24 protein-coding genes are annotated in these 21048 nt (G+C 57.0%); 14 read left to right on the top strand and 10 right to left on the bottom strand.

All coding sequences use genetic code 11. From position 1 onward, the window contains the following. Positions 1 to 8 precede the first annotated feature (8 nt). The 5 genes from trxA to Q1A71_RS05075 all read left to right on the top strand — a co-directional run bounded on the left by trxA (position 9) and on the right by Q1A71_RS05075 (position 4668). Entirely contained in the window at positions 9 to 329 is a 321-nt protein-coding gene (gene trxA / locus Q1A71_RS05095; protein WP_299672484.1) for a thioredoxin, read from the top strand. 135 nt (positions 330 to 464) lie between these two features. Further along, the gene (hslV, locus tag Q1A71_RS05090) at positions 465 to 1022 is read left to right on the top strand and encodes an ATP-dependent protease subunit HslV (RefSeq protein WP_299672481.1); all 558 of its coding nucleotides are present in this window, start codon (positions 465 to 467) and stop codon (positions 1020 to 1022) included. Continuing rightward, entirely contained in the window at positions 1019 to 2095 is a 1077-nt protein-coding gene (locus tag Q1A71_RS05085) for a hypothetical protein (protein WP_299672478.1), read from the top strand. The genes hslV and Q1A71_RS05085 overlap by 4 nt, the downstream gene beginning before the upstream one ends. Positions 2096 to 2098: 3 nt before the next feature. After that, on the top strand, positions 2099 to 3403 hold the full coding sequence (gene hslU / locus Q1A71_RS05080) for an ATP-dependent protease ATPase subunit HslU (protein ID WP_299672475.1): 1305 nt from the start codon (positions 2099 to 2101) through the stop codon (positions 3401 to 3403). Between the two features lie 38 nt (positions 3404 to 3441). Beyond that, complete coding sequence (locus tag Q1A71_RS05075) at positions 3442 to 4668, top strand: MFS transporter (RefSeq protein WP_299672472.1); 1227 nt, start codon at positions 3442 to 3444, stop codon at positions 4666 to 4668. On the opposite strand, the gene Q1A71_RS05070 is transcribed toward Q1A71_RS05075, so the two are convergent. The 3 genes from Q1A71_RS05070 to Q1A71_RS05060 are packed head-to-tail and all read right to left on the bottom strand — an operon-like array spanning position 4652 to position 6935. After that, entirely contained in the window at positions 4652 to 5245 is a 594-nt protein-coding gene (locus Q1A71_RS05070) for a Smr/MutS family protein (RefSeq protein WP_299672470.1), read from the bottom strand. The two genes, Q1A71_RS05075 and Q1A71_RS05070, sit on opposite strands and share 17 nt — an antisense overlap. Further along, the gene (locus Q1A71_RS05065; protein ID WP_299672467.1) at positions 5242 to 6234 is read right to left on the bottom strand and encodes an MltA domain-containing protein; all 993 of its coding nucleotides are present in this window, start codon (positions 6232 to 6234) and stop codon (positions 5242 to 5244) included. Before Q1A71_RS05065 ends, Q1A71_RS05070 begins: the two co-directional genes overlap by 4 nt. A gap of 41 nt (positions 6235 to 6275) precedes the next feature. Beyond that, positions 6276 to 6935, bottom strand: coding sequence for a Tim44/TimA family putative adaptor protein (locus Q1A71_RS05060; RefSeq protein WP_299672465.1), 660 nt, complete (start codon positions 6933 to 6935; stop codon positions 6276 to 6278). Positions 6936 to 7040: 105 nt separating this feature from the next. On the opposite strand from Q1A71_RS05060, the gene Q1A71_RS05055 reads away from it, so the two are divergent. Together Q1A71_RS05055 and secB are read left to right on the top strand one after the other, a co-directional pair. Beyond that, positions 7041 to 7517 (top strand): FxsA family protein, encoded by a 477-nt coding sequence (locus tag Q1A71_RS05055; protein WP_299672463.1) that lies wholly within the window; start codon positions 7041 to 7043, stop codon positions 7515 to 7517. Between the two features lie 59 nt (positions 7518 to 7576). Beyond that, a complete protein-coding gene (gene secB, locus Q1A71_RS05050; RefSeq protein ID WP_299672461.1) occupies positions 7577 to 8056 on the top strand; it encodes a protein-export chaperone SecB in 480 nt (159 codons plus the stop codon). Between the two features lie 3 nt (positions 8057 to 8059). Here secB and dnaQ read toward each other — a convergent pair whose 3' ends face one another. The 4 genes from dnaQ to Q1A71_RS05030 are packed head-to-tail and all read right to left on the bottom strand — an operon-like array spanning position 8060 to position 10773. Beyond that, positions 8060 to 8746, bottom strand: a complete 687-nt coding sequence (dnaQ, locus tag Q1A71_RS05045) for a DNA polymerase III subunit epsilon (protein WP_299672459.1) — start codon at positions 8744 to 8746, stop codon at positions 8060 to 8062. Continuing rightward, a complete protein-coding gene (gene coaE / locus Q1A71_RS05040) occupies positions 8739 to 9332 on the bottom strand; it encodes a dephospho-CoA kinase (protein ID WP_299673188.1) in 594 nt (197 codons plus the stop codon). Before coaE ends, dnaQ begins: the two co-directional genes overlap by 8 nt. Beyond that, on the bottom strand, positions 9329 to 10177 hold the full coding sequence (locus Q1A71_RS05035; RefSeq protein ID WP_299672457.1) for a shikimate dehydrogenase: 849 nt from the start codon (positions 10175 to 10177) through the stop codon (positions 9329 to 9331). Before Q1A71_RS05035 ends, coaE begins: the two co-directional genes overlap by 4 nt. Then, the gene (locus Q1A71_RS05030) at positions 10174 to 10773 is read right to left on the bottom strand and encodes a Maf family nucleotide pyrophosphatase (protein WP_299672455.1); all 600 of its coding nucleotides are present in this window, start codon (positions 10771 to 10773) and stop codon (positions 10174 to 10176) included. The genes Q1A71_RS05035 and Q1A71_RS05030 overlap by 4 nt, the downstream gene beginning before the upstream one ends. Before the next feature lie 404 nt (positions 10774 to 11177). On the opposite strand from Q1A71_RS05030, the gene hemJ reads away from it, so the two are divergent. From hemJ to Q1A71_RS04995, 7 genes are all read left to right on the top strand, one after another. Continuing rightward, complete coding sequence (gene hemJ / locus Q1A71_RS05025; protein WP_299672453.1) at positions 11178 to 11627, top strand: protoporphyrinogen oxidase HemJ; 450 nt, start codon at positions 11178 to 11180, stop codon at positions 11625 to 11627. A 136-nt stretch (positions 11628 to 11763) separates the two neighbouring features. Further along, entirely contained in the window at positions 11764 to 13059 is a 1296-nt protein-coding gene (gene rho / locus Q1A71_RS05020; RefSeq protein WP_299672451.1) for a transcription termination factor Rho, read from the top strand. A 29-nt stretch (positions 13060 to 13088) separates the two neighbouring features. Further along, positions 13089 to 14375: a tRNA uridine-5-carboxymethylaminomethyl(34) synthesis GTPase MnmE gene (mnmE, locus tag Q1A71_RS05015; protein WP_299672449.1), complete on the top strand. Its 1287-nt coding sequence runs from the start codon at positions 13089 to 13091 to the stop codon at positions 14373 to 14375. A 13-nt stretch (positions 14376 to 14388) separates the two neighbouring features. Beyond that, positions 14389 to 16251, top strand: coding sequence for a tRNA uridine-5-carboxymethylaminomethyl(34) synthesis enzyme MnmG (mnmG, locus tag Q1A71_RS05010; protein WP_299672447.1), 1863 nt, complete (start codon positions 14389 to 14391; stop codon positions 16249 to 16251). After that, positions 16248 to 16853 carry a 16S rRNA (guanine(527)-N(7))-methyltransferase RsmG gene (gene rsmG, locus Q1A71_RS05005; RefSeq protein WP_299672445.1) on the top strand — a complete coding sequence of 202 codons (606 nt, stop codon included), beginning with the start codon at positions 16248 to 16250 and terminating at the stop codon, positions 16851 to 16853. Before mnmG ends, rsmG begins: the two co-directional genes overlap by 4 nt. Beyond that, on the top strand, positions 16846 to 17655 hold the full coding sequence (locus Q1A71_RS05000; RefSeq protein ID WP_299672442.1) for a ParA family protein: 810 nt from the start codon (positions 16846 to 16848) through the stop codon (positions 17653 to 17655). Before rsmG ends, Q1A71_RS05000 begins: the two co-directional genes overlap by 8 nt. A gap of 9 nt (positions 17656 to 17664) precedes the next feature. Continuing rightward, positions 17665 to 18564 (top strand): ParB/RepB/Spo0J family partition protein, encoded by a 900-nt coding sequence (locus Q1A71_RS04995; protein WP_299672439.1) that lies wholly within the window; start codon positions 17665 to 17667, stop codon positions 18562 to 18564. Here Q1A71_RS04995 and hemW read toward each other — a convergent pair. The 3 genes from hemW to rph are packed head-to-tail and all read right to left on the bottom strand — an operon-like array spanning position 18561 to position 21032. Further along, a complete protein-coding gene (hemW, locus tag Q1A71_RS04990) occupies positions 18561 to 19718 on the bottom strand; it encodes a radical SAM family heme chaperone HemW (protein ID WP_299673186.1) in 1158 nt (385 codons plus the stop codon). The genes Q1A71_RS04995 and hemW overlap by 4 nt on opposite strands. Beyond that, complete coding sequence (gene rdgB, locus Q1A71_RS04985; RefSeq protein WP_299672437.1) at positions 19711 to 20322, bottom strand: RdgB/HAM1 family non-canonical purine NTP pyrophosphatase; 612 nt, start codon at positions 20320 to 20322, stop codon at positions 19711 to 19713. Before rdgB ends, hemW begins: the two co-directional genes overlap by 8 nt. Then, complete coding sequence (rph, locus tag Q1A71_RS04980) at positions 20319 to 21032, bottom strand: ribonuclease PH (RefSeq protein WP_299672435.1); 714 nt, start codon at positions 21030 to 21032, stop codon at positions 20319 to 20321. Before rph ends, rdgB begins: the two co-directional genes overlap by 4 nt. Positions 21033 to 21048 lie beyond the last annotated feature (16 nt).

Below are 21048 nucleotides of genomic sequence, written 5' to 3'. Positions count from 1 at the left end.
AGAGCACCATGGCCACCCTTGCTGTAACCGACGCAACTTTCGAGTCCGAAGTAAAGAACTCTGACATCCCTGTTGTGGTCGACTTCTGGGCAGAGTGGTGTGGCCCCTGCAAGCAGATCGGCCCTTCGCTGGAAGAGTTGTCCACCGAGATGGACGGACGGGTGAAGATCGTGAAGGTCAACGTCGATGAAAATCCGAATTCACCTGCTCAGATGGGCGTGCGCGGAATTCCAGCTTTGTTCATCTTCAAGGACGGGCAGGTCGTCTCGAATATGGCGGGCGCCAAACCAAAGGCAGCCCTTCAAAGCTGGATTGAAGAGTCGATCTGACCCAGGCCTGACAGGAAGTCTAAAGGGGCGTCTGGTTCAGGCGCCCTTTGTTGTTTCCAAACGCAGGCCCGGAACCGGCCCTTGTACGCCTCAAAACACCGCGCCATATAGAGCAGCACGACAAAGGAGGCCCATATGGCGCAGGACGAATTTCCCGGATGGCACGGGACCACGATCATCGGGGTAAAGAAGGCCGGTGAAGTTGTGATCGCCGGCGACGGACAGGTGTCATTGGGTCAAACCGTCATCAAGGGCACCGCGCGTAAAGTGCGGCGGTTGAGCCCAGGTGGGTTCGACGTCGTGGCGGGATTTGCAGGCTCCACTGCCGATGCGTTCACACTTCTTGAACGGCTGGAAGCAAAGCTGGAAGCGACACCGGGTCAGTTGGCCCGTGCCAGTGTCGAATTGGCCAAGGACTGGCGCACCGACAAGTATCTGCAGAAGCTTGAAGCGATGCTGATCGTGTCCGATGGAAAGGACCTGTTGGTGATCACAGGCGCCGGCGATGTATTGGAACCGGAACATGATGTGGCTGCCATCGGATCGGGTGGAAACTTTGCACTGGCTGCTGCGCGCGGCATGATGAGCAGTGAGCGCACAGCCGAAGCTGTGGCCCGGGATGCCATGGCCATCGCGGCAGACATCTGCGTCTACACCAACGGAAACCTGACCATCGAGACGATCTCCGCATGATCGACCGAGACGATCTCCGCGCTTCGGTCAGCGCCGGTATCGTGACCGAGGCACAGGCCGCCGCACTGGTCAGCCTCGCGCACAGCCGCAGCGGCGCCCGAGAGAACCTCGCGCCCGGCGACGAACCCTTCGAGCTCTTTCGCGGCTTCAACGAGATTTTCATTGTCGTGGGTCTGGCAATCCTCGCCATGGGCTGGATCGGCATCGTCACCTTCTGGATCGCGGATGACCCGATCCGCCTGCGCGACACGCTGATCTATTCCAGCGTCGCGGGGGCGGCCGTACTCTGGGCGCTGTCGGAGTACTTCATCCGCCGCCGCCGGATGGTTGCACCCGCCATCGCGCTGGCGGTGCTTTTCGCGGTGAATGCGGCCTACGGCCTTGCCGGTGCGTTTTCCGAACTTTTCATGGTCGCGCAAGGCAACAACAGCAGCCTGCCGCTGCCTCTCGCCCTGGCGACACTCGCACTTTTTGCTTTCTGGTACCGCTTCCGCGTGCCGTTTGCTTTGGCCCTCATCGCGCTCGGTGCGTTTGGCGTTGCAATCCTGATCGCAGGCAACAGCAGCGGGTCACCGCAGTCTCTGGAACAGCTTTTCCTCTTGTCCGCTGGCGGACCTTTCGCCTGGATCACCCTGGCCCTTGGGCTCGTGGTGTTTGGCGTCGCAATGGCATTCGACATGTCCGACCCGCACCGCGTTACCCGCCGCGCCGCCAATGGATTCTGGCTGCATGTGGTGGCAGCCCCGGCGCTGGTTAATACCATTGCACTGACCCTGCTCGACCGCGAGGAAGGCTGGTCTAACATGACGCTGGTTGCGGTCCTGACCCTGTTTGCCCTCGTCGCCATCATCATCGACCGTCGATCCTTTCTGATTGCCGCCATCGGCTACACCGTGATCCTGACTGCCACGATCTTTGAAGGGGATGGCGCTGTTTTCACCGTGTTCTTCCTCGGTGTCGTGCTGCTCTTCCTCGGCGCGCGGTGGGAGAAAATCCGCGCGCGCCTGCTGGCGCTGCTGCCGGGGTTTGTCCCGCTGCACCGGCTGCCGCCCTCTCATATGACAAAGGCCTGACCCATGACCGACCTGACCCCCCGCGAGATCGTCTCCGAACTCGACCGCTTTATCATCGGGCAGAAGGACGCCAAGCGCGCGGTGGCCGTGGCGCTGCGCAACCGCTGGCGGCGCAAGCAGTTGGGCGATGATCTCCGCGACGAGGTCTACCCCAAAAACATCCTGATGATCGGCCCCACCGGCGTCGGCAAGACCGAGATCAGCCGCCGTCTTGCCAAACTCGCCCGCGCACCGTTCCTGAAGGTGGAGGCCACGAAATTCACTGAAGTCGGCTACGTCGGCCGCGACGTCGAACAGATCATCCGCGATCTGGTGGACAGCGCCATCGTCATGACCCGCGAACACATGCGCGAGGACGTGAAGGCCAACGCCCAACGCGCCGCTGAAGAGCGGGTGATCGACGCCATTGCCGGGACGGACGCACGGGAAGGCACGCGCGAGATGTTCCGCAAGAAGCTCAAGGCAGGCGAGCTCGACGATCAGATGATCGACCTGGACGTCGCGGACACCTCGAACCCCTTCCCGATGATGGACATTCCTGGCCAGCCGGGAGGTATGAACATGCTCAACCTCGGGGATATCTTCGGCAAGGCCATGGGCGGGCGCACCACCCGCAAACGGCTGTCAGTCGCGGAGAGCTATGACGTGCTGATTGGCGAGGAAGCCGACAAGCTGCTCGACGACGAGACCGTGACCAAGGCCGCGATTGAGGCGGTTGAGCAGAACGGGATCGTGTTCCTCGATGAGATCGACAAGGTTTGCACCCGCTCCGACGCGCGTGGTGGTGACGTCAGCCGCGAGGGGGTGCAGCGCGACCTGCTGCCGCTGATCGAAGGCACGACCGTCAGCACCAAACACGGGCCGGTGAAAACAGACCATGTGCTGTTTATCGCGTCCGGCGCCTTCCACATCGCGAAACCCTCGGACCTGCTGCCGGAGTTGCAAGGCCGTCTGCCCATCCGGGTGGAGCTGCGGGCGCTGACCGAAGAGGATTTCGTGCGCATCCTGACGGAGACCGACAATGCGCTCACCCTGCAATACACCGCGCTTATGGGCACCGAAGAGGTCACCGTGACCTTCGAGCCCGAAGGTATCGCGGCGCTGGCCAAGATCGCGGCGGATGTGAATCAGTCGGTTGAGAACATCGGCGCGCGCAGGCTCTATACCGTGATGGAACGTGTCTTTGAGGAGTTGTCCTTCAACGCCCCGGATCAAGCAGGCGATACGGTCACCGTGGATGCCGCCTTTGTCGAGAAAAACCTCGGCGAGCTGACCAAATCCACCGATCTCAGCCGCTACGTGCTTTAGCGCTTTCCTTCCGCTCAAGGGCCTGCGACATCAAGCGGATGGGCTACATCCGCTTCCTGATCGACAACCGGCTGTTTCTGCTGGCGGGTTTTCTGCTGTCGTTCACCTCGTCCTACGGACAGACCTTTTTCATCGGTATTTTTGCCGGCGACATCATGCGCGCATTCGACCTCACGGATGGCCAGTGGGGCATGCTCTATACGCTCAGCACAAGTGCCTCCGCCGTCGCAATGATCTGGGCCGGAGCACTGTGCGACAGCTTTCGGGTGCGATCCCTCTCGCTTTGGATCATGGTCCTGCTGGCTGTGGCATGTCTCGGGATGACGACGGTGGGCGGGTCACTCCTACTGGCCCTCGTCGTCTTTGCGTTGCGGTTCCTGGGTCAGGGCATGATGTCCCAGATCGCCTACGTGGCGATGGCGCGATGGTTCATCGCCGCTCGAGGACGCGCAATCTCGCTGGCGGCGATGGGATTTTCCGCCGGACAGGCGGTTTTACCGGTGAGCTTCGTCGCTCTTCTGGCACTGTTGGACTGGCGGATGCTTTGGGCCATCGCCGCACTTCTGATCATCACCACGATACCGATCATACAGCGCTTGCTCAGACAAGAGCGGACCCCGCAATCCATGGCGGAGAGCAGTCATAGCCTGGGCATGAAAGGGCGGCATTGGAGCCGCTCCGACATGCTGCGTCATCCGCTCTTCTATCTGTTCATCCCTGCCATGATCGGACCGGCCGCGTGGGGCACGGCGCTCTTTTTCCAGCAGGTTCACCTGACGGAGGTGAAGGGCTGGAGCCTTGTCTCCTTTGTCGCACTTCTCCCGATTTATACGATGTCGGCGATTGCCTTCACCGTTGTCGCCGGTTGGGCGGTCGATCGTTTCGGGGTGAAATGGGTGGTGCCGTTTCAGATGATCCCTTTTGCCATCGCCTTCGCAGTTCTGGCCGTCGCCGAAACGATCCCTGTCGCCGGGTTAGGCCTGGTGATTTTCGGTGTCGGGCAGGGGATTCAAAGCACGGCGACGGCAGCTTTTTGGGCAACCTTTTATGGCACACGACATCTTGGGTCGATCAAGTCGGCAGCGGCGGCGCTGATGGTTTTTGGCTCCGCTATCGGCCCCGGACTGACGGGTTTTCTTATCGACTACGGCATCGATTTTCCAAGACAGATGGTTCCAATCTCTCTCTTCTATCTCTGTGGTGCGCTGCTGGCTTGTCTTGGAACGCTCCGCTATCACCGCGATCTGCCTAACGCACCCGCCTGAGGTAGACATAATATGCACCGCCACCTCCATGGCTCAGGTGTGCCTGACTGACTTGCATGACCACCGCGGAGAGGGGCGGTGCAGAAAGCCACTGCGGGACTTGGTGCCGCAGGACGCCGTGGCGCACAGGGATCGGGCCGCCCTCATCGCGATTTTTACCTTTCCCCGTGATCACAAGGACCAGACGCTTACCGGATTGATGCGCAGAGAGGATGAATTTCACCAATACGCCATGAGCCCTATCCAGAGTCATCCCGTGTAGATCAATCCGACCTTCCGGCTTGAGTTTGCCTCGTTTCATCTTTCCGAAGGTCTTCTTGTCCATCTGGACAGACGCGCTGTTCAGGCGGTCAGGCAGAGACGGCACCAGATCAAAGCTGGTTTTCCGCGGTTCGGGCTTTGGTGGAAATGTCTGGTTGAGTTTCAAATAGTCAGGCTTTGGCTTCGCTTCTGAATTTTTGGGCTGTGGCGCAAAAGTGTTGGGATCAAAGGTTTCGCGTTCCTTCAGGGCTGTTGTTCGGTCCGCGACCCTTTTCCACAGCGCCTTCTCCTCGTCCGAGAGCTTGCGTCGTGTCACAACGTACTGTCCGGGGCCATTGCATAGGCGCGCTGGATCGGCAGCAGAACAACCATACGTCCTGGATCTTTGAGTTTTCCAGCCGCACGACCAGCCGCGTCACCCGTACCAAAGAAGATATCCGCGCGCTGTGCGCCCTTGATTGCAGACCCGGTGTCTTGTGCCACCATCAATTGACGCAGCGGATTCTGCCCATCCTTTTCAAGCCAAACCGGCGCCCCGAGCGGAACAAAGGCCGGGTCAACAGCGAGTGTCCGCATAGGCGTGACCGAACGGTTCATAGCGCCAAGCGGCCCCTTGTCGGCAGGCACGTCGCTCACTTCGCGAAAGAACACATAGGACGGATTGTGAAACAGCAGTTCTCGACCCGCCTCCGGGTTCCGGCGTACCCAGTTCTTGATCACATCTGCGCTGACCTGATGCGGTTGGTAGGTTCCGCGACGCACCAGTTCAGCCCCAATGGAGCGATAGGTATGCCCGTTGGCTCCCGCATAGCCCACGCGCAGTTTGCTGCCATCAGGCAAGGTGACCCGACCGGACCCCTGGATTTGCAGGAAGAACAGCTCAACCGGATCATCCACCCAGGCGATTTCGAGACCTCGGCCTTCAAGCAAGCCCCCATCAAGGATTTGGCGCCTCGAGTACCAGATATCGGTGTTTTTCACTTCGGGCGGCATGCTGTAGAGCGGGTAGCGGTAGCGCCCTGTGCGCTCTCGCGCGCCATTCAACTCCGGCTCAAAATACCCGGTGAAAAGCGCCTGCTCCGTGTCCTCGATCAGAACGGGACGAAAGAGGAGTTCAAAAAATGCCTTGGGCTCGGGATTCGAAGTGGCATAGGCACAGACGGCGCGCCAATCTGGATCGTCCATGTCTTGGCAGGTGTTTCGGAAGGTCTTGAAGGCCGCGGCGTGATCATCTTCCTGCCAGCCCTCCAAATCCGCGAAGGACAGAACCTCCACCCGGGTCTCACTTTCACCTGGTCCCGGCATGCCCAGAAGACCAAACAAGAGACCCGCCGCAATCGCGGATCTCACGCGTCTGTGGACACTAGCAGCCAATTCGGATCGTCCGATCCCATGGTACGCGCAAAGGACCACGTGTCTTTTTGGCGCTTGATTTCCTTGGGATCGCCATCGACAATTTCGCCCTCGGCGTCGCGAAGCACCGATGTCAGTTCTGCAACGAACCGGATTGTAAGCTCAGCTTCCTGGGTATCGTCATCGAAGGTCGCATCCATCAACTTCAACTCTCGCACGCCGATGAAGTTCGACTCGACAGTCAGCCCCTGATCCTCTCGTGCGGCAATCCCATCAACGAAGGACTCGTAGATGTCTTCGGCCAAGAATGGCTGGATCTCCGACAGCTCGCCCTTTTCGTAGCCCATCACAATCATCTCGTAAGCGCTGCGCGCGCCGCCGAGGAAATCAGTGACGTTGAAGGACGGCTCGATCCGTTTCATGGACGCCAAAGCCTTTGCCGCATCACTGTCCTCTTCAACATGATCGACGATATCCAGATCGGGGCCGCCTTCGATCACCTCGAACTCCGGACCGGAACGAGAACGCGTTTGCGGCTTCGGCAAGGGGGGCTGCTCAAACCCGTCCCGCGTCCCCAATACGTTCTTCAAACGCAAGATCAGGAAAACAGCGATGCCAGCCAGCACCAAAAGCTGTATCAGGGGCGAATTCATAGGGACCTCATGCCGGGTAAGTCATGGAAACGGGCTCGTCTTCCTCTTATGTAGGTGGGAGGTCTGTGCAAGTCCACTCCACGGCCCGGGAAAGGAAGCTTCAAAATGTGGCTATTTATCGCATTTCTTGCGGTGCCCTTGATTGAAATCACCTTGTTCATCCAAATTGGCGGCGCAATCGGGCTGGGATGGACGCTTGTCACCGTCGTTCTCACAGCCATTGCCGGTACCTGGTTGGTGCGAAACCAGGGCATCCTGGCCATAAGCCAGCTCAAATCCTCCTTCTCCGATCTGAAAGACCCGACGGAACCTCTGGTACATGGCGCGATGATCCTGTTCTCCGGCGCTTTATTGCTGACACCGGGGTTTTTCACGGATGCCATCGGGTTTTTTCTGCTCGTTCCGGCAGTGCGAGTGTTCGTCTTCAAAGCGATTCGAGCCCGTGTGAACGTTCAGACGTTTCAAACCGGTCCACAGCCAAGACGGTCCTATCCTGACGATGACATCATCGACGGCGAATATTCCGAGGTCACGCAGGATCGCGACCGGATCAAACGACCGTCCAAGTGGACCGACCATTGAGGTGGTCAGTCCAAGCTGTTAAGGCTCATCCGATTTGTTTTTGACGATAGGAGAGCCTCATGGCTGAAGCCGAAGCACAACAAAAAGCGCCCCAGATGCGGGTTCTTGGCCAATTCATTCGCGATATGTCTTTTGAGAACATCATGGCCCAGAAAGGCGCTCCCGCTGATGTGACGCCGGACGTTCAGGTCCAGGTCAATCTGGATGCAAAAAAGCGCACGACCGAAGGCCAATTCGAGACGTCGATCAAGCTGAATGTCACATCAAAGGCGAAAGACGGAGATTCGACGCTCTTCGTGCTCGAGATCGACTACGCTGGTATTTTCCAGATCGAGAACGTCCCGGAAGATCAGCTTCATCCCTTCCTGCTGATCGAATGCCCGCGGATGATCTTCCCGTTCCTGCGGCGTGTGGTCAGCGATGTGACGCGTGACGGTGGTTTCCCGCCGCTAAACCTGGAAAACATCGACTTCCTGTCGCTGTACCGGAATGAAATCGCGCGGCGTCAAGCTGAGGACGCGCCAAAAGCGGACGCTTAACCGCTAGCTCTTCAACCACAAAGCGTCGTCGCCCAGTTTGGCCACAAAGTCGGCGTGGGCGGCGGCTTCCTGTTCTGACAAACGCGGTTTGAGTGGTTTCGGCCGCGGGCGGGGCGTCCACTCGGTCCCGCCTGGTCCGGACGCGTCCGCAGCGCCAGTCGACAAACCAAAGTCAGGCTGCCGGCCTCCAATGAGCTCCAGATAGACCTCTGCCAGGATTTCGCTATCGAGCAAAGCCCCGTGCAATGTCCGTTCGGAATTGTCGATATTGAACCTGCGGCACAACGCATCAAGTGACGCGGGAGAGCCCGGAAAACGCTTCCGTGCAATCTCCAATGTATCGATTGCCTGGTCCCATGGAATTTGCGGCAACCCCATCCATTTCAGCTCCGCGTTCAGGAACTTGATGTCAAAGGCTGCATTGTGGATGACCAGCTTTGCGTCCCCTATGAATTCGAGGAAGCTCTTACCGACCTCCGCGAACTTTGGTTTGTCCCGCAGGAAATCATCGCCCAGGCCATGCACCTGGAAGGCTTCGTCAGGCATGCTGCGCTCAGGATTTATATATTGATGGTATGTTTTGCCCGTCGCGATATGACCCTGAAGCTCGACGGCACCAATTTCCACGATCCGGTCTCCGGTCTCCGGATCGAACCCCGTTGTTTCGGTATCGAGCACAACCTCACGCATCGCACATCCTCTCCCTGATCATCCTCAGAATATCCTGAACCTGTGCCAGGGTATGTTCAATCGTGTCTGTGACAATCACAAAGTCTGCGCGCGCGCATTTTTCGTCGTTTGGCATCTGATTTTCACGGATGTTTTGAAACTGTGCTTGGGTCATCGTGCCTCGCTCAAGAACGCGTTTCTCCTGGATCTCTGGCGAGACGAACACGCAGGCAACAGCATCCATGTCGGTCTCGCCCCCTGTCTCGAACAGGAGCGGAATGTCCAAAACGACGATATCAGCAGTCGTCTTCGCCAAAAATGCGCGCCGGTCTTCGACGACAAGAGGATGGACAATGCCTTCAACCGTCTTGAGCGCGCCGGTCTCACTGGACACAATGTGACGCAAAGCATCGCGACAAATGGCATCTCCCCGAACGGCATCTGGATAGACTGCGCCAAGTGGGGCAACCGCTGCACCACCTTTCGAGTAAAGCCGATGGACGGCTGCATCCGCATCCCAGAGGGCGCAACCTTCATCGACGAACATCTGCGCAGTCGTTGACTTGCCCATACCAATCGACCCGGTGAGGCCCAAACGAAACATCAGCGCAAGACCACCGACCGTGTCTCGTGATCGACATCCGGTCGAGGGCCGAACCAGCGCTCAAACCCCGGAACCGCTTGATGAAGAAGCATCCCGAGACCGTCCACTGCGAGACATCCTCGGTCTTCCGCCACCTCCAGCAAGCGGGTCTTGAGTGGCGTGTAGACAAGATCGGTCACAACCGTCGTTTTCTGCAGACCGTCCAGCGGAACGCGTAGATCGGGTTTGCCCACCATGCCCAAAGATGACGTGTTCACCACCAGACTGGCGTCCTCCATGATGTTGCCTGCTTGGACCCAGTCGACCACTGTGATGCGGTTTCCAAAGTCAGCTTGCAGTTTCTCCGCCCGGACCCGGGTACGATTGGCGACCATGATTTCAGGCACGCCCGCTTCGAGGAGTGACGCGATCACCGCACGCGCCGCGCCACCTGCGCCAAGAAGCGCCGCTGGGCCGGTTTGCGGTTGCCAGTTCGGAGCACCGGCTCGGAGGTTTTCTATGAATCCATAACCATCCGTATTGTCTGCATGAATCTTGCCATCTTTCCTGAAAATCAGCGTGTTGGCGGCCCCGATCAGCGTGGCGCGATCGGTCACGAGATCTGCAATGTCCAACACCGCCTCCTTGTGCGGAATCGTGATGTTGACGCCCACGAAACCGGCTTTCGGCAATGTCATCAGAACATCCCGGAGATCCCGCGCACTCACGTCCATCGGGACGTAAAAACCGCGGACACCATATTTGTTCAACCAGTGGCGATGAAGCTGTGGCGATTTCGAATGAGATATCGGGGACCCAATGACCCCTGCCAACGGAATCTTTGCGGGGGCGTCCGATGTGCCGCTCATCCTTCCAGATCTCCTCGCAACGTCAGATAGGCCAACAGCTCGAGCAGAGGCAGCCCCAGGACGTTGAAGTAATCACCTTCGATCCGGGTAAACAACCTTATCCCTTCCTCTTCCAGCTTATATGCGCCGACAGAATGCTGAATGCTGGCCCAGTTCCGCCTGACATATCCGCGGATGTAGGCATCAGATGCATCGCGCATGCGCAGTCGGACTTGTCCCACATGTCGCCACAGCGGTTTTCCCGCCTCGCAGATGACAGCTGCCGACAGGAGCATGTGGCGGTCATTTCGCATCGAATGCAGCTGTTGTTCCGCCTCTTCCGGAGACCTTGGTTTCGATAGGAGTTGACCTGCGTGATCAAGCACCTGATCACACCCGAGCACAAGCGCATCGGGGTACTTCTCGCTGATTTTCCGGGCCTTCAGTTCAGCCAACATATCAGCGATATCCCGGGGTGGGGCATGTTCAGCAAGCATGGCATCGCGGACCATCTCTTCATCGATCCGAGCGGGCTGGACCGACACCTCGACACCAGCATTGCGCAACAGTCGGGCCCGGATGTCTGAAGAGGAGGCCAAGATGAGCGGTTGGGCCATGTTGGTAAGCCTGTGAACAGTGGTAAGGATTTCTTAATATGTTCTTCTGGGGAAATCAGCGAGATGGCGCAAGAGGAACACATCCTGGGCATTAAGTCATAAGATCCACGCTCCGACCCTCAGCGGAAAAGAACAACACGAGCTGTGTGAACAAGCCGAATGCGGTCATTTTACACACAAGCTTATCCCGAAATTTGCGATACAAGATGCTCATTAAAATACTGATATAGTTATAAAATATACCATATTTTGGATTTCATTCTGCCGGTACGGCGAGTTTTCCCCAGTCGGATAAGTCTGAGCAAAAAACCGTAATCCACAGATTGCCTGATACCTACCAAATCATCATCCTTTTCTCTTTCTTTATTAATGAATAAGAGAGGCGAAGGGATCGGAGACCAGAAATGTCAGACCTTCTCGCGCTTGCTTACCCATGGATAAAGGCGTTCCACATCATGGCGGTCATCGCCTGGATGGCTGGGCTGTTCTATTTGCCCCGTCTCTTTGTCTATCATGCCGAACAGGTCGGGCAAAACGGTGCAACGCACGAGCTTTTTCAGACAATGGAACTCAAACTTCTGAGGGTGATCATGAACCCTGCGATGATCGCCACCTGGGTTCTGGGTCTTTGCCTCGTGTTCACACCCGGGATCGTCAGTTGGGCTGAGGTCTGGCCTTGGACAAAAGCTGCCGGTGTCTTGGGCATGACATGGTTTCACCATTGGCTTGGGTTACGCCGGAAGGATTTCCTGAGATCAGACAATCAGCTTTCTGGCCGCCATTACCGGATGATGAATGAAGTGCCGACACTTCTGATGGTTTTGATCGTCTTGTCGGTTGTGGTTCGCTTCTGAAGCAATTGACTCGGCACCAGCAGCCGCCTAAGACCTGTTTACCGCCCCGTCCGGGGTCGGCGCAGACCTGACATCATCAAAGACAAGCCAGCCTGAGACGCCTCGGCTGGGAATGGGTAGTTTCATGACAACAGATATGAGTGACACGCCAACCGTGGCAGATGCGCTTGAAACGTTGAATCTCGCAGATCTCAAACGGAAGAGCCCGAAAGATCTTTTGTCGATGGCGGAAGATCTGGAAATCGAGAACGCATCCACCATGCGGAAAGGTGAGATGATGTTCCAGATCCTGCGAGAGCGGGCGGATGAGGGCTGGGAAATCTCCGGTGATGGGGTGCTCGAAGTTCTTCAGGATGGCTTTGGATTTCTGCGATCACCCGAAGCGAATTACCTGCCGGGCCCCGATGACATTTATGTCTCGCCCGAGATGATCCGCAAATACTCCCTTCGGACGGGCGATACCATCGAGGGCGTCATCAAGGCACCCGATGACAATGAACGGTACTTTGGGTTGCTCGATGTCACACAGATCAACTTCGAAGATCCGGAGAAGGCACGCCATAAGGTCGCCTTCGAAAACCTGACGCCGCTTTATCCTGATGAACGGCTGACGATGGAAACGGACGATCCGACCGTCAAAGACAGGTCTTCGCGAATCATTGATCTTGTGGCGCCCATCGGCAAAGGCCAGAGATCTTTGATTGTCGCACCTCCGCGGACAGGTAAGACAGTTCTTCTGCAGAACATCGCCAACTCGATCGAGCGCAACCATCCTGAATGCTATCTGATCGTGCTCCTGATCGATGAGCGACCTGAAGAGGTGACGGACATGCAACGCTCGGTGAAGGGCGAAGTGGTGTCCTCCACGTTTGACGAGCCGGCGACGCGGCATGTGGCGGTCTCGGATATGGTGATCGAGAAGGCCAAGCGACTGGTTGAGCACAAGCGCGATGTGGTTATTCTGCTCGATTCCATTACGCGTCTGGGTCGGGCATTCAATACGGTGGTGCCATCATCCGGCAAGGTTCTGACCGGTGGTGTGGATGCGAACGCCCTGCAACGCCCCAAACGATTCTTCGGAGCGGCGCGGAACATAGAGGAGGGCGGGTCCCTCACGATTATTGCAACCGCGTTGATTGATACGGGCAGCCGGATGGATGAGGTTATCTTCGAAGAGTTCAAAGGCACCGGCAACTCGGAGATTGTTCTGGATCGCAAGATAGCGGACAAACGCGTGTTCCCGGCGATGGACATCCTGAAGTCCGGAACGCGGAAGGAAGATCTGCTGGTTGATAAGGTTGATCTGCAGAAGACCTTCGTACTTCGGCGTATTCTCAATCCGATGGGTACCACCGACGCGATTGAATTCCTGATTTCAAAGCTCAAACAGACGAAGACAAATTCGGACTTCTTCGATTCGATGAATACGTAACTTATTGTTTTAAAACAGTGGGTTAATATATGGATACGATATTTGCCCTGGCGACGGCATCTGGTCGTGCCGGAGTGTCGATCATTCGCGTATCCGGACTGCATGCGCTTAAAATTGGTCAAGATTTGTCAGGAGCCCTGCCTCCGGCGCGGACAGCCGCGACCCGTGTCTTGCGAAAGCGCTACGGGCAGGTGCTCGATCATGCGCTGATCCTTGTCTTTGAAGCGCCGAACAGCTTCACAGGCGAAGATGTCGTGGAACTTCATTTGCACGGAAGCCAGGCGGTTGTGAGTGCGGTTTTGGAGGAGCTGTCTGCGGCCCCCAACGCGCGGTTGGCGGAGCCTGGTGAGTTCACACGTCGCGCATTGTCGAACGGCAGAATGGACTTGGCGCAGGTTGAGGGTTTGGCGGATCTCATTGACGCTGAGACCGAGGCGCAGCGTAAGCAGGCGGTGCGCGTTTTTTCTGGCGCGTTGGGTGACCGTGTTGAAGGCTGGCGGCGGGATCTGATACGTGCTGCAGCGCTTTTGGAGGCAACCATCGATTTTGCTGATGAGGATGTCCCTGTCGATGTTTCTCCGGAAGTTCTGGATTTGCTGGTTGGTGTGCGGTCCCAATTGTCAGATGAAATCGCTGGCAGTTTTGTCGCCGAACGCATCCGATCAGGATTTGAAGTCGCGATTGTCGGCCCACCGAACGCGGGTAAATCCACCTTGCTGAACAGACTGGCTGGCAGAGATGCCGCAATTACATCGGAAATTGCGGGAACGACGCGGGACATTATCGAAGTGCGCATGGATCTCGACGGGCTAGCGGTCACTTTCCTCGATACGGCGGGCCTGCGAGAGAGTGAGGATAGCATTGAAGCAATTGGGGTCTCTCGCGCAATCGAGCGTGCAAAGATGGCGGACATGCGGATATTTTTGAAGGATTCGGATGAGCCTTTGATGTTGGAGCCCGAGAAAGATGACGTTGTGGTCCGGGCAAAGGCGGACCTTCAACAAGATTCTGTGGATGGAGTTTCAGGAAAAACAGGATATGGGGTCAGAGAGCTGGTTTCGCGGATACAGAGGACATTGTCGATGCGTGCCGGAGGAGCAGGACTCGCCATACGAGATAGGCATCGACAGGCCATGAAAACGGCTGACCAACAGCTGCAGATAGCGATGGACCTCGCTGGTCGAGGTTCGGAGCACTATGATATAGCCGTGGAGGAGCTCCGCAGCGCGATTCGAGCCCTGGAATCGGTCGTGGGTCGTGTGGATGTCGAGAATCTTCTGGACGAGATATTCGCGAGCTTCTGTTTGGGAAAGTGAAAAGGTGTTTCACGTGAAACATTTTGGCGTGGTTGTTGTAGGCGGCGGGCATGCGGGATGCGAAGCAGCCCATGCTGCCGCGCGTATGGGCGTCAAGACAGCCCTCGTTACGCTTTCCGAAGCTGGCATAGGTGCGATGTCCTGCAATCCCGCGATTGGCGGTCTTGGGAAGGGCCACCTGGTTCGTGAGATCGACGCACTAGATGGTGTGATGGGACGCGTTGCAGACAAGGCTGGAATTCAGTTTCGGCTATTGAACCGGCGAAAAGGCCCGGCGGTTCAGGGCCCACGCGCGCAGTCCGATCGCGCCATCTATCACACAGAGATGTTGGCTGAGACGAAGAACCAAGACAATCTGACCGTCTTGACTGGCGAGGTCGTCGATTTTCGAATGTCGGGAGACCGAGTCACCGGTGTGATTCTGGCGGACGGAAACGAGATTATTTCTGAACGCGTGGTTCTGACAACAGGTACATTCCTCCGAGGAGTAATTCATGTCGGGGATGTCTCGCGCTCAGGTGGTCGGATGGGTGAAAATGCGTCTGTGAAATTGGCGGAGCGCATCGACTCGTTTCAGCTGCCGTTGGGAAGGCTGAAAACGGGCACGCCGCCGCGTCTGGATGCTCGGACGATCCGTTGGGATGTGCTGAATGATCAACCAGGCGACGCGGATCCGGTTCTTTTTTCGTTTCTGTCGAAGGGTATCTCCGCCAGACAAGTATCATGTGGCATCACGCATACAAATGAAGAAACACATGATATCATTCGAAAAAACCTGCAAAAATCTGCAATGTACGGCGGACACATTGATGGGGTTGGCCCGCGGTACTGTCCGTCGATCGAGGATAAGGTTGTTCGGTTTGCTGATAAGACCTCGCATCAGATCTTTTTGGAGCCTGAGGGGCTGTCTACTCACGCCATTTATCCGAACGGCATTTCAACCTCTCTGCCTGAGGCGATCCAGGAAGACTATGTCCATTCGATCTATGGTCTGGAGGAGGCTGCTATTCTGCAGCCAGGGTATGCAATTGAATATGATTACGTCGATCCTCGGGCGCTTGATGGGACTTTGGCGCTTCCTGATGTGCCAGGCCTATACCTTGCCGGGCAGATCAATGGCACGACAGGGTATGAAGAGGCCGCTGCGCAAGGCCTCGTGGCGGGTTTAAACGCGGCGCTGAGTATCCGAGAGCGGGAGCCGGCGGTGTTCTCGCGGGCGGAGAGTTACATCGGTGTGATGATCGACGACCTGACGACACGCGGCGTATCAGAACCCTACAGAATGTTTACGTCGCGGGCTGAGTTCCGTCTGTCGTTGCGCGCTGATAATGCGGATCAACGCCTGACGCCGACAGGACTCGCGTTGGGTTGCGTCGGAGATCGGCGCGCGCGCTGTTTCGCTGAAAAGCTGGATCGCCTTGAATCCGCGAGAGATATTCTGACAAGAGAGACCTATACGCCGTCAGAGGCATCTGAAGCGGGCATCAAGGTGAACCAGGACGGATCGAAACGGACGGCGATGCAGTTTCTCGCGTTTCCCGATGTCTCTTTTGCTGAGGTGGCGAAATTGGATTCGAACTTTGAGCATATCGACATAGAAACGCGGCGTCAGATGGAGCGGGAGGCGCTCTACGCGAACTACATCCAGCGGCAGCAAAAAGATATCGCTTTGCTTCAGAAGGACGAGAAACACGCCATTCCAAGCGATTTCGACTATGAAGAACTGCCGGGTTTATCCAATGAGCTCAAAGCAAAGTTAGAGATGACAAGGCCAAGCTCTTTGGCTCAAGCATCGCGGATAGAGGGCATGACACCGGCGGCTTTGACGTTGATCTTGGCTCGCATCAAACAGTCTGAGCGAAGGAAACACGCATGACATTGTCCGGTCTGGATGTTTCACGTGAAACAATGGATCGGCTAAGCGCTTATCACGATCTGCTCCAAAAGTGGTCCGCGCGTATCAACTTGATATCTAAATCAAGTGCTAAAGATATTTGGAACCGCCATATATGGGATTCTGCCCAGATCTACCCCCTTTGCCACGCGGCGCACAACTGGGTGGATATCGGAAGTGGTGGCGGCTTGCCCGGTCTTGTTGTTGCGATTTTAGCGAAGGAAGGCTCCCCTGAGATGTCAGTGACGCTGATTGAAAGCGATATTCGAAAATCGACTTTTCTGCGTACCGTGATCCGTGAGCTCGATTTGAATGCAGACGTCATTATCGACCGAGTGGAAGCTGCGGATCCGCGCGGATGCGATGTGATTTCAGCCCGTGCTTTGTCGGATCTTGGTACTTTGCTGTCGTTCGCGCAAAGGCACCTTAAGAAACATGGAGCGGCCGTGTTTCTCAAGGGCGAAACCTGGGAGAAAGAGGTCGAAATCGCGCGTGAGACGTGGTCTTTTGATCTTGTCGCTCATAAAAGCAAGACCAACCCAAAAGCGGCTGTCCTCGAGGTGAGAGAGATCGAACGTGCCTGATACGTCCCACGCAAAGAGCCCCAAGATCATTGCTGTTGCCAATCAAAAGGGTGGCGTGGGCAAAACGACAACGGCGATAAATCTTGCGGCAGCCTTGGCAGAATCCAGTCAAAACGTTCTTGTTATCGATCTTGACCCACAAGGAAATGCGTCGACAGGTCTAGGTATTGAGGTCGAGGATCGCAACTATACGACATATGACCTTTTGCTCGACGATGTAGATTTGAGCTCGGTGGTGATGCCGACTGTCACACCCGGTCTCATGATTGTGCCTGCGACGGTCGATCTGTCCTCAGCAGACATGGAGCTTATCTCAAATGAGAAGCGCAGTTTCCTTTTACATGATGCCTTGAGGCAGCCTGCAATTGATGCGTTCGGGCTTGACTATATCCTGATTGACTGTCCGCCATCCCTTAATCTGTTGACCGTGAATGCGATGATCGCAGCGCATTCGGTTCTCGTCCCATTGCAAAGTGAGTTCTTCGCTCTCGAAGGGTTATCGCAACTGATGTTGACCATCCGGGAGGTCCGTCAGAGCGGGAACAAGGATTTGCGGATCGAGGGCATTGTGTTGACCATGTATGATAGACGCAACAACTTGTCGCTTCAGGTCGAACAGGATGCGCGCGACAACCTGGGAGAGCTGGTCTTCAGCACTCGGATTCCGCGGAACGTGAGGGTCAGCGAAGCACCGTCCTTTGCCATGCCGGTCCTGACCTATGACACTGGGTCGAAAGGCGCGCAGGCGTATCGGGCGCTTGCGCAGGAAGTACTGACCAGAAACACGAAGACAGCTGCTTAGGAGGCAGGCATGGCAAGTAAAGCAGATCGAAAGCGCGGGTTAGGCCGCGGATTGTCAGCGTTGATGTCCGATGTGGCTGAAACGGAGACCGTTGTCAGTGCCGGGCCATCTGCTGCCGAGCGGATGGTTCCGATCGAACAGATTGCGCCCAATCCTGACCAGCCGAGGAAGCGTTTTGTTGAGGGTGACCTTGATGACCTCACTGCCTCCATTCGAGAGAAGGGCGTAATTCAACCTCTGATTGTCAGATCAGTTGCAGACAATCAGTATGAAATTGTTGCCGGAGAGCGCCGGTGGCGTGCGGCCCAAGCGGCAAAGCTTCACGAGCTACCGGTTGTTGTGCGGAGCTTCACCGATGTTGAAGTGCTAGAAGTCGCCATTATCGAAAACATCCAGCGCGCAGACCTTAATCCCGTTGAAGAGGCGGCGGGATATCGGCAGCTCATGGACCGATTTGGGCATACTCAGGAGAAGCTGGCCGAAGCCCTTGGCAAGAGCCGCAGTCATATTGCCAACCTCCTGCGTCTTCTGAATCTGCCAGAGACCGTATTGGAGATGGTGCGGAGAGGAGATTTGAGTTCCGGTCATGCACGGGCGCTCATACCAGCCAGAGACCCGTTGAAGCTCGCGCAGATGATTGTCAAAGATGGCCTCTCGGTGCGGGCCACTGAAGCGTTGGTGAAAAGACATGCCGTGGAAGACAGCGGGCCGGATCCCGCGACCGCGCGCAGAACGAAGGTGGAGCCGAAGGATGCGGATACCAAGGCCCTCGAAGATGATCTGTCTGCTTCACTAGGTATGAAGGTGGTCCTGACGCACAAACCAGGCGGCGAAACGGGGCAACTGACCCTGCACTATAAGTCACTTGATGATCTGGATGAGCTCTGCCGAATACTAAGCGCGACCTAATCGGTCAGCAGCGCTTCAATCACGGCATCTAAAACCATAACACCTTGATTTAAAATAATTAAATATCCGTCCTCGCGCGTAAGAAGGCCCAACTCTTCGAGGTCATCTAACTTCTGTCTCGGTAGGGGTGCGCCTTTGAGTGCAGTGAAACGGCTCATGGACAGCCCTTCCTTGAGGCGAAGCCCCATCAACAGAAATTCACTGGCCTGATCATCGGACGAAAGCCGCGTCCGTGGTTTCTCGCCGCTTCCTTTTGAGGTCACGTCCAGCCACTGCGCTGGGTTGGCATAGCATTCGGTCGCCCATCGATGTCCATCAAGCGAGAGCCGTCCGTGGGCGCCGGGACCAATACCCACATAGTCGCCATAGCGCCAATAGATCAGGTTGTGCCGCGACTGCGCCCCGTCCCGCGCATGGTTTGAGACTTCATAGGCGGGAAGCCCATGCTGGTCGCAGATGTCCTGCGTCAGACTGAAGAGATCAGCGCTTAGGTCTTCGTCGGGCAGCCCGCGCAGCTTGCCGGCGTTGTAGCGGTCGCCGAAGGCTGTGCCTTGTTCGATAGTTAGTTGGTAGAGCGACAGATGATCCACCGCCATCGACAACGCGCGCTCCAGTTCCGCGCGCCAATCTGCGAGAGATTGGCCCTGTCGCGCATAGATCAGATCGAAGCTGACGCGGTCAAAGCAATTTCGTGCAATGTCAAACGCGGCCATGGCCTCTTGCGCAGTGTGCAGTCGCCCGAGCTTTTCAAGATCGGAATCGTTCAGAGCCTGTATGCCCATGGAGATGCGATTGACGCCCGCGTCACGGAATGCCTGGAACCGGCCCGCCTCGACAGAACTGGGATTCGCCTCGAGCGTGATCTCCAGATCGTTGATACAGGGCCAACTGGCGCGGATTTTCTCGATCACGCGGGCCACTGTTTCGGGCGCCATAAGGCTGGGTGTGCCTCCGCCGAAAAAAACTGAGCTTAGAATGCGACCCGATGTTTCCGTTGCTGCCCGGTCCAATTCCTTTAGGTAGGCTTCGCACCAAGCGGCTTGGTCGATCTGTCGGCTCACATGGCTATTGAAGTCGCAGTAGGGGCATTTCGCCTCGCAGAAGGGCCAGTGCAGATAGAGGCCGAAGCCGCCTGCTTCCCAGTCCTCAGCCAAAACAACCAGCAACGAGTTTGGTGAAGGCATCGGCACGGTGGCTGATACGATTCTTCTCGCTCGGATCCATTTCCGCAAAGGTTTGGTCGTGCCCAAGGGGTTGGAACATGGGGTCGTATCCGTGCCCCGTATGACCGCGCATCGGCCAGACCAGAGTGCCCTCGGCCGTACCCTCGAACACCTCTTCATGCCCGTCGGGCCAGGCGAGCACGAAGGTGGCGCAAAAGCGTGCGGTGCGTGGATGCGCAGCACCCTTGTCTTCGAGCATCTGGTGGGTCTTGGTCATCGCCATCACGAAGTCCCGGCCCTCGGAGGTTTCTGCCCAGTCCGCTGTGTAAACCCCAGGCTGGCCATCAAGCGCATCCACCTCTATGCCGGAGTCATCCGCCAGCGCAGGAAGACCGGTGGCCGCGACTGCGGCGCGGGCCTTGATCCGGGCATTGCCGACAAAGGTGGTCTCTGTCTCGTCCGGCTCCGGCAGGTTCATCGTGGCAGCACCGACGACATCGATACCGTATGGCTCGAACAGCTCCTCCATCTCCTCAAGTTTGCCCGCGTTGTGCGTGGCAATCAGGATCCTTTTGCCATCAAACTTTCGGGTCACGCGGTGACAGCCTTTTGTGCAGAGACAAGCTCCGTCACGCCTTTCTCGGCCAGATCCATCAGTGTGTTCATCTGGTCGCGCGAATAGGTGGCGCCCTCGGCGCTCATCTGCACTTCGATGAGTTGGTGCGACGCGGTCATGATGAAGTTACCGTCAACACCGGCTTCCGAATCCTCCGGGTAGTCGAGGTCGAGCACAGGCTGGCCGGCGTAGATGCCACAGCTGATTGCCGCGACGGGTTCCAGCATCGGATCGCTGATGACATCGCCGGATTTCATCAGCTTGTTGACCGCCAGACGTAGCGCGACCCAACCTCCGGTGATGGACGCGCAGCGCGTACCGCCGTCAGCCTGCAACACGTCACAGTCGACGGTGATCTGCCGTTCGCCAAGTGCGACGCGGTCGATCCCCGCCCGTAGGGACCGGCCGATCAGGCGCTGGATTTCAATCGTGCGACCACCTTGCTTGCCAGCGGCGGCTTCGCGGCGCATGCGCGTATTGGTCGCGCGCGGCAGCATCCCATATTCTGCGGTCACCCATCCCAGACCGGAGCCCTTGATGAACGGTGGCACGCGATCCTCGATGGTCGCAGTGCAGAGCACATGGGTATCGCCCATCTTGATCAGGGCAGAGCCTTCAGCATGTTTCGTAAAACCGGTTTCGATGGAAACGGCGCGCATTTCGTCGAGAGCTCGACCAGAGGGTCGCATCGGATATCCTTTCCTC

This window comes from uncultured Roseobacter sp., assembly GCF_947493125.1.
Lineage (GTDB): Bacteria > Pseudomonadota > Alphaproteobacteria > Rhodobacterales > Rhodobacteraceae > Roseobacter.
The sequence above is the reverse complement of the archived record's forward strand: the minus strand, read 5'-3'. Positions and strand labels throughout refer to the sequence as shown.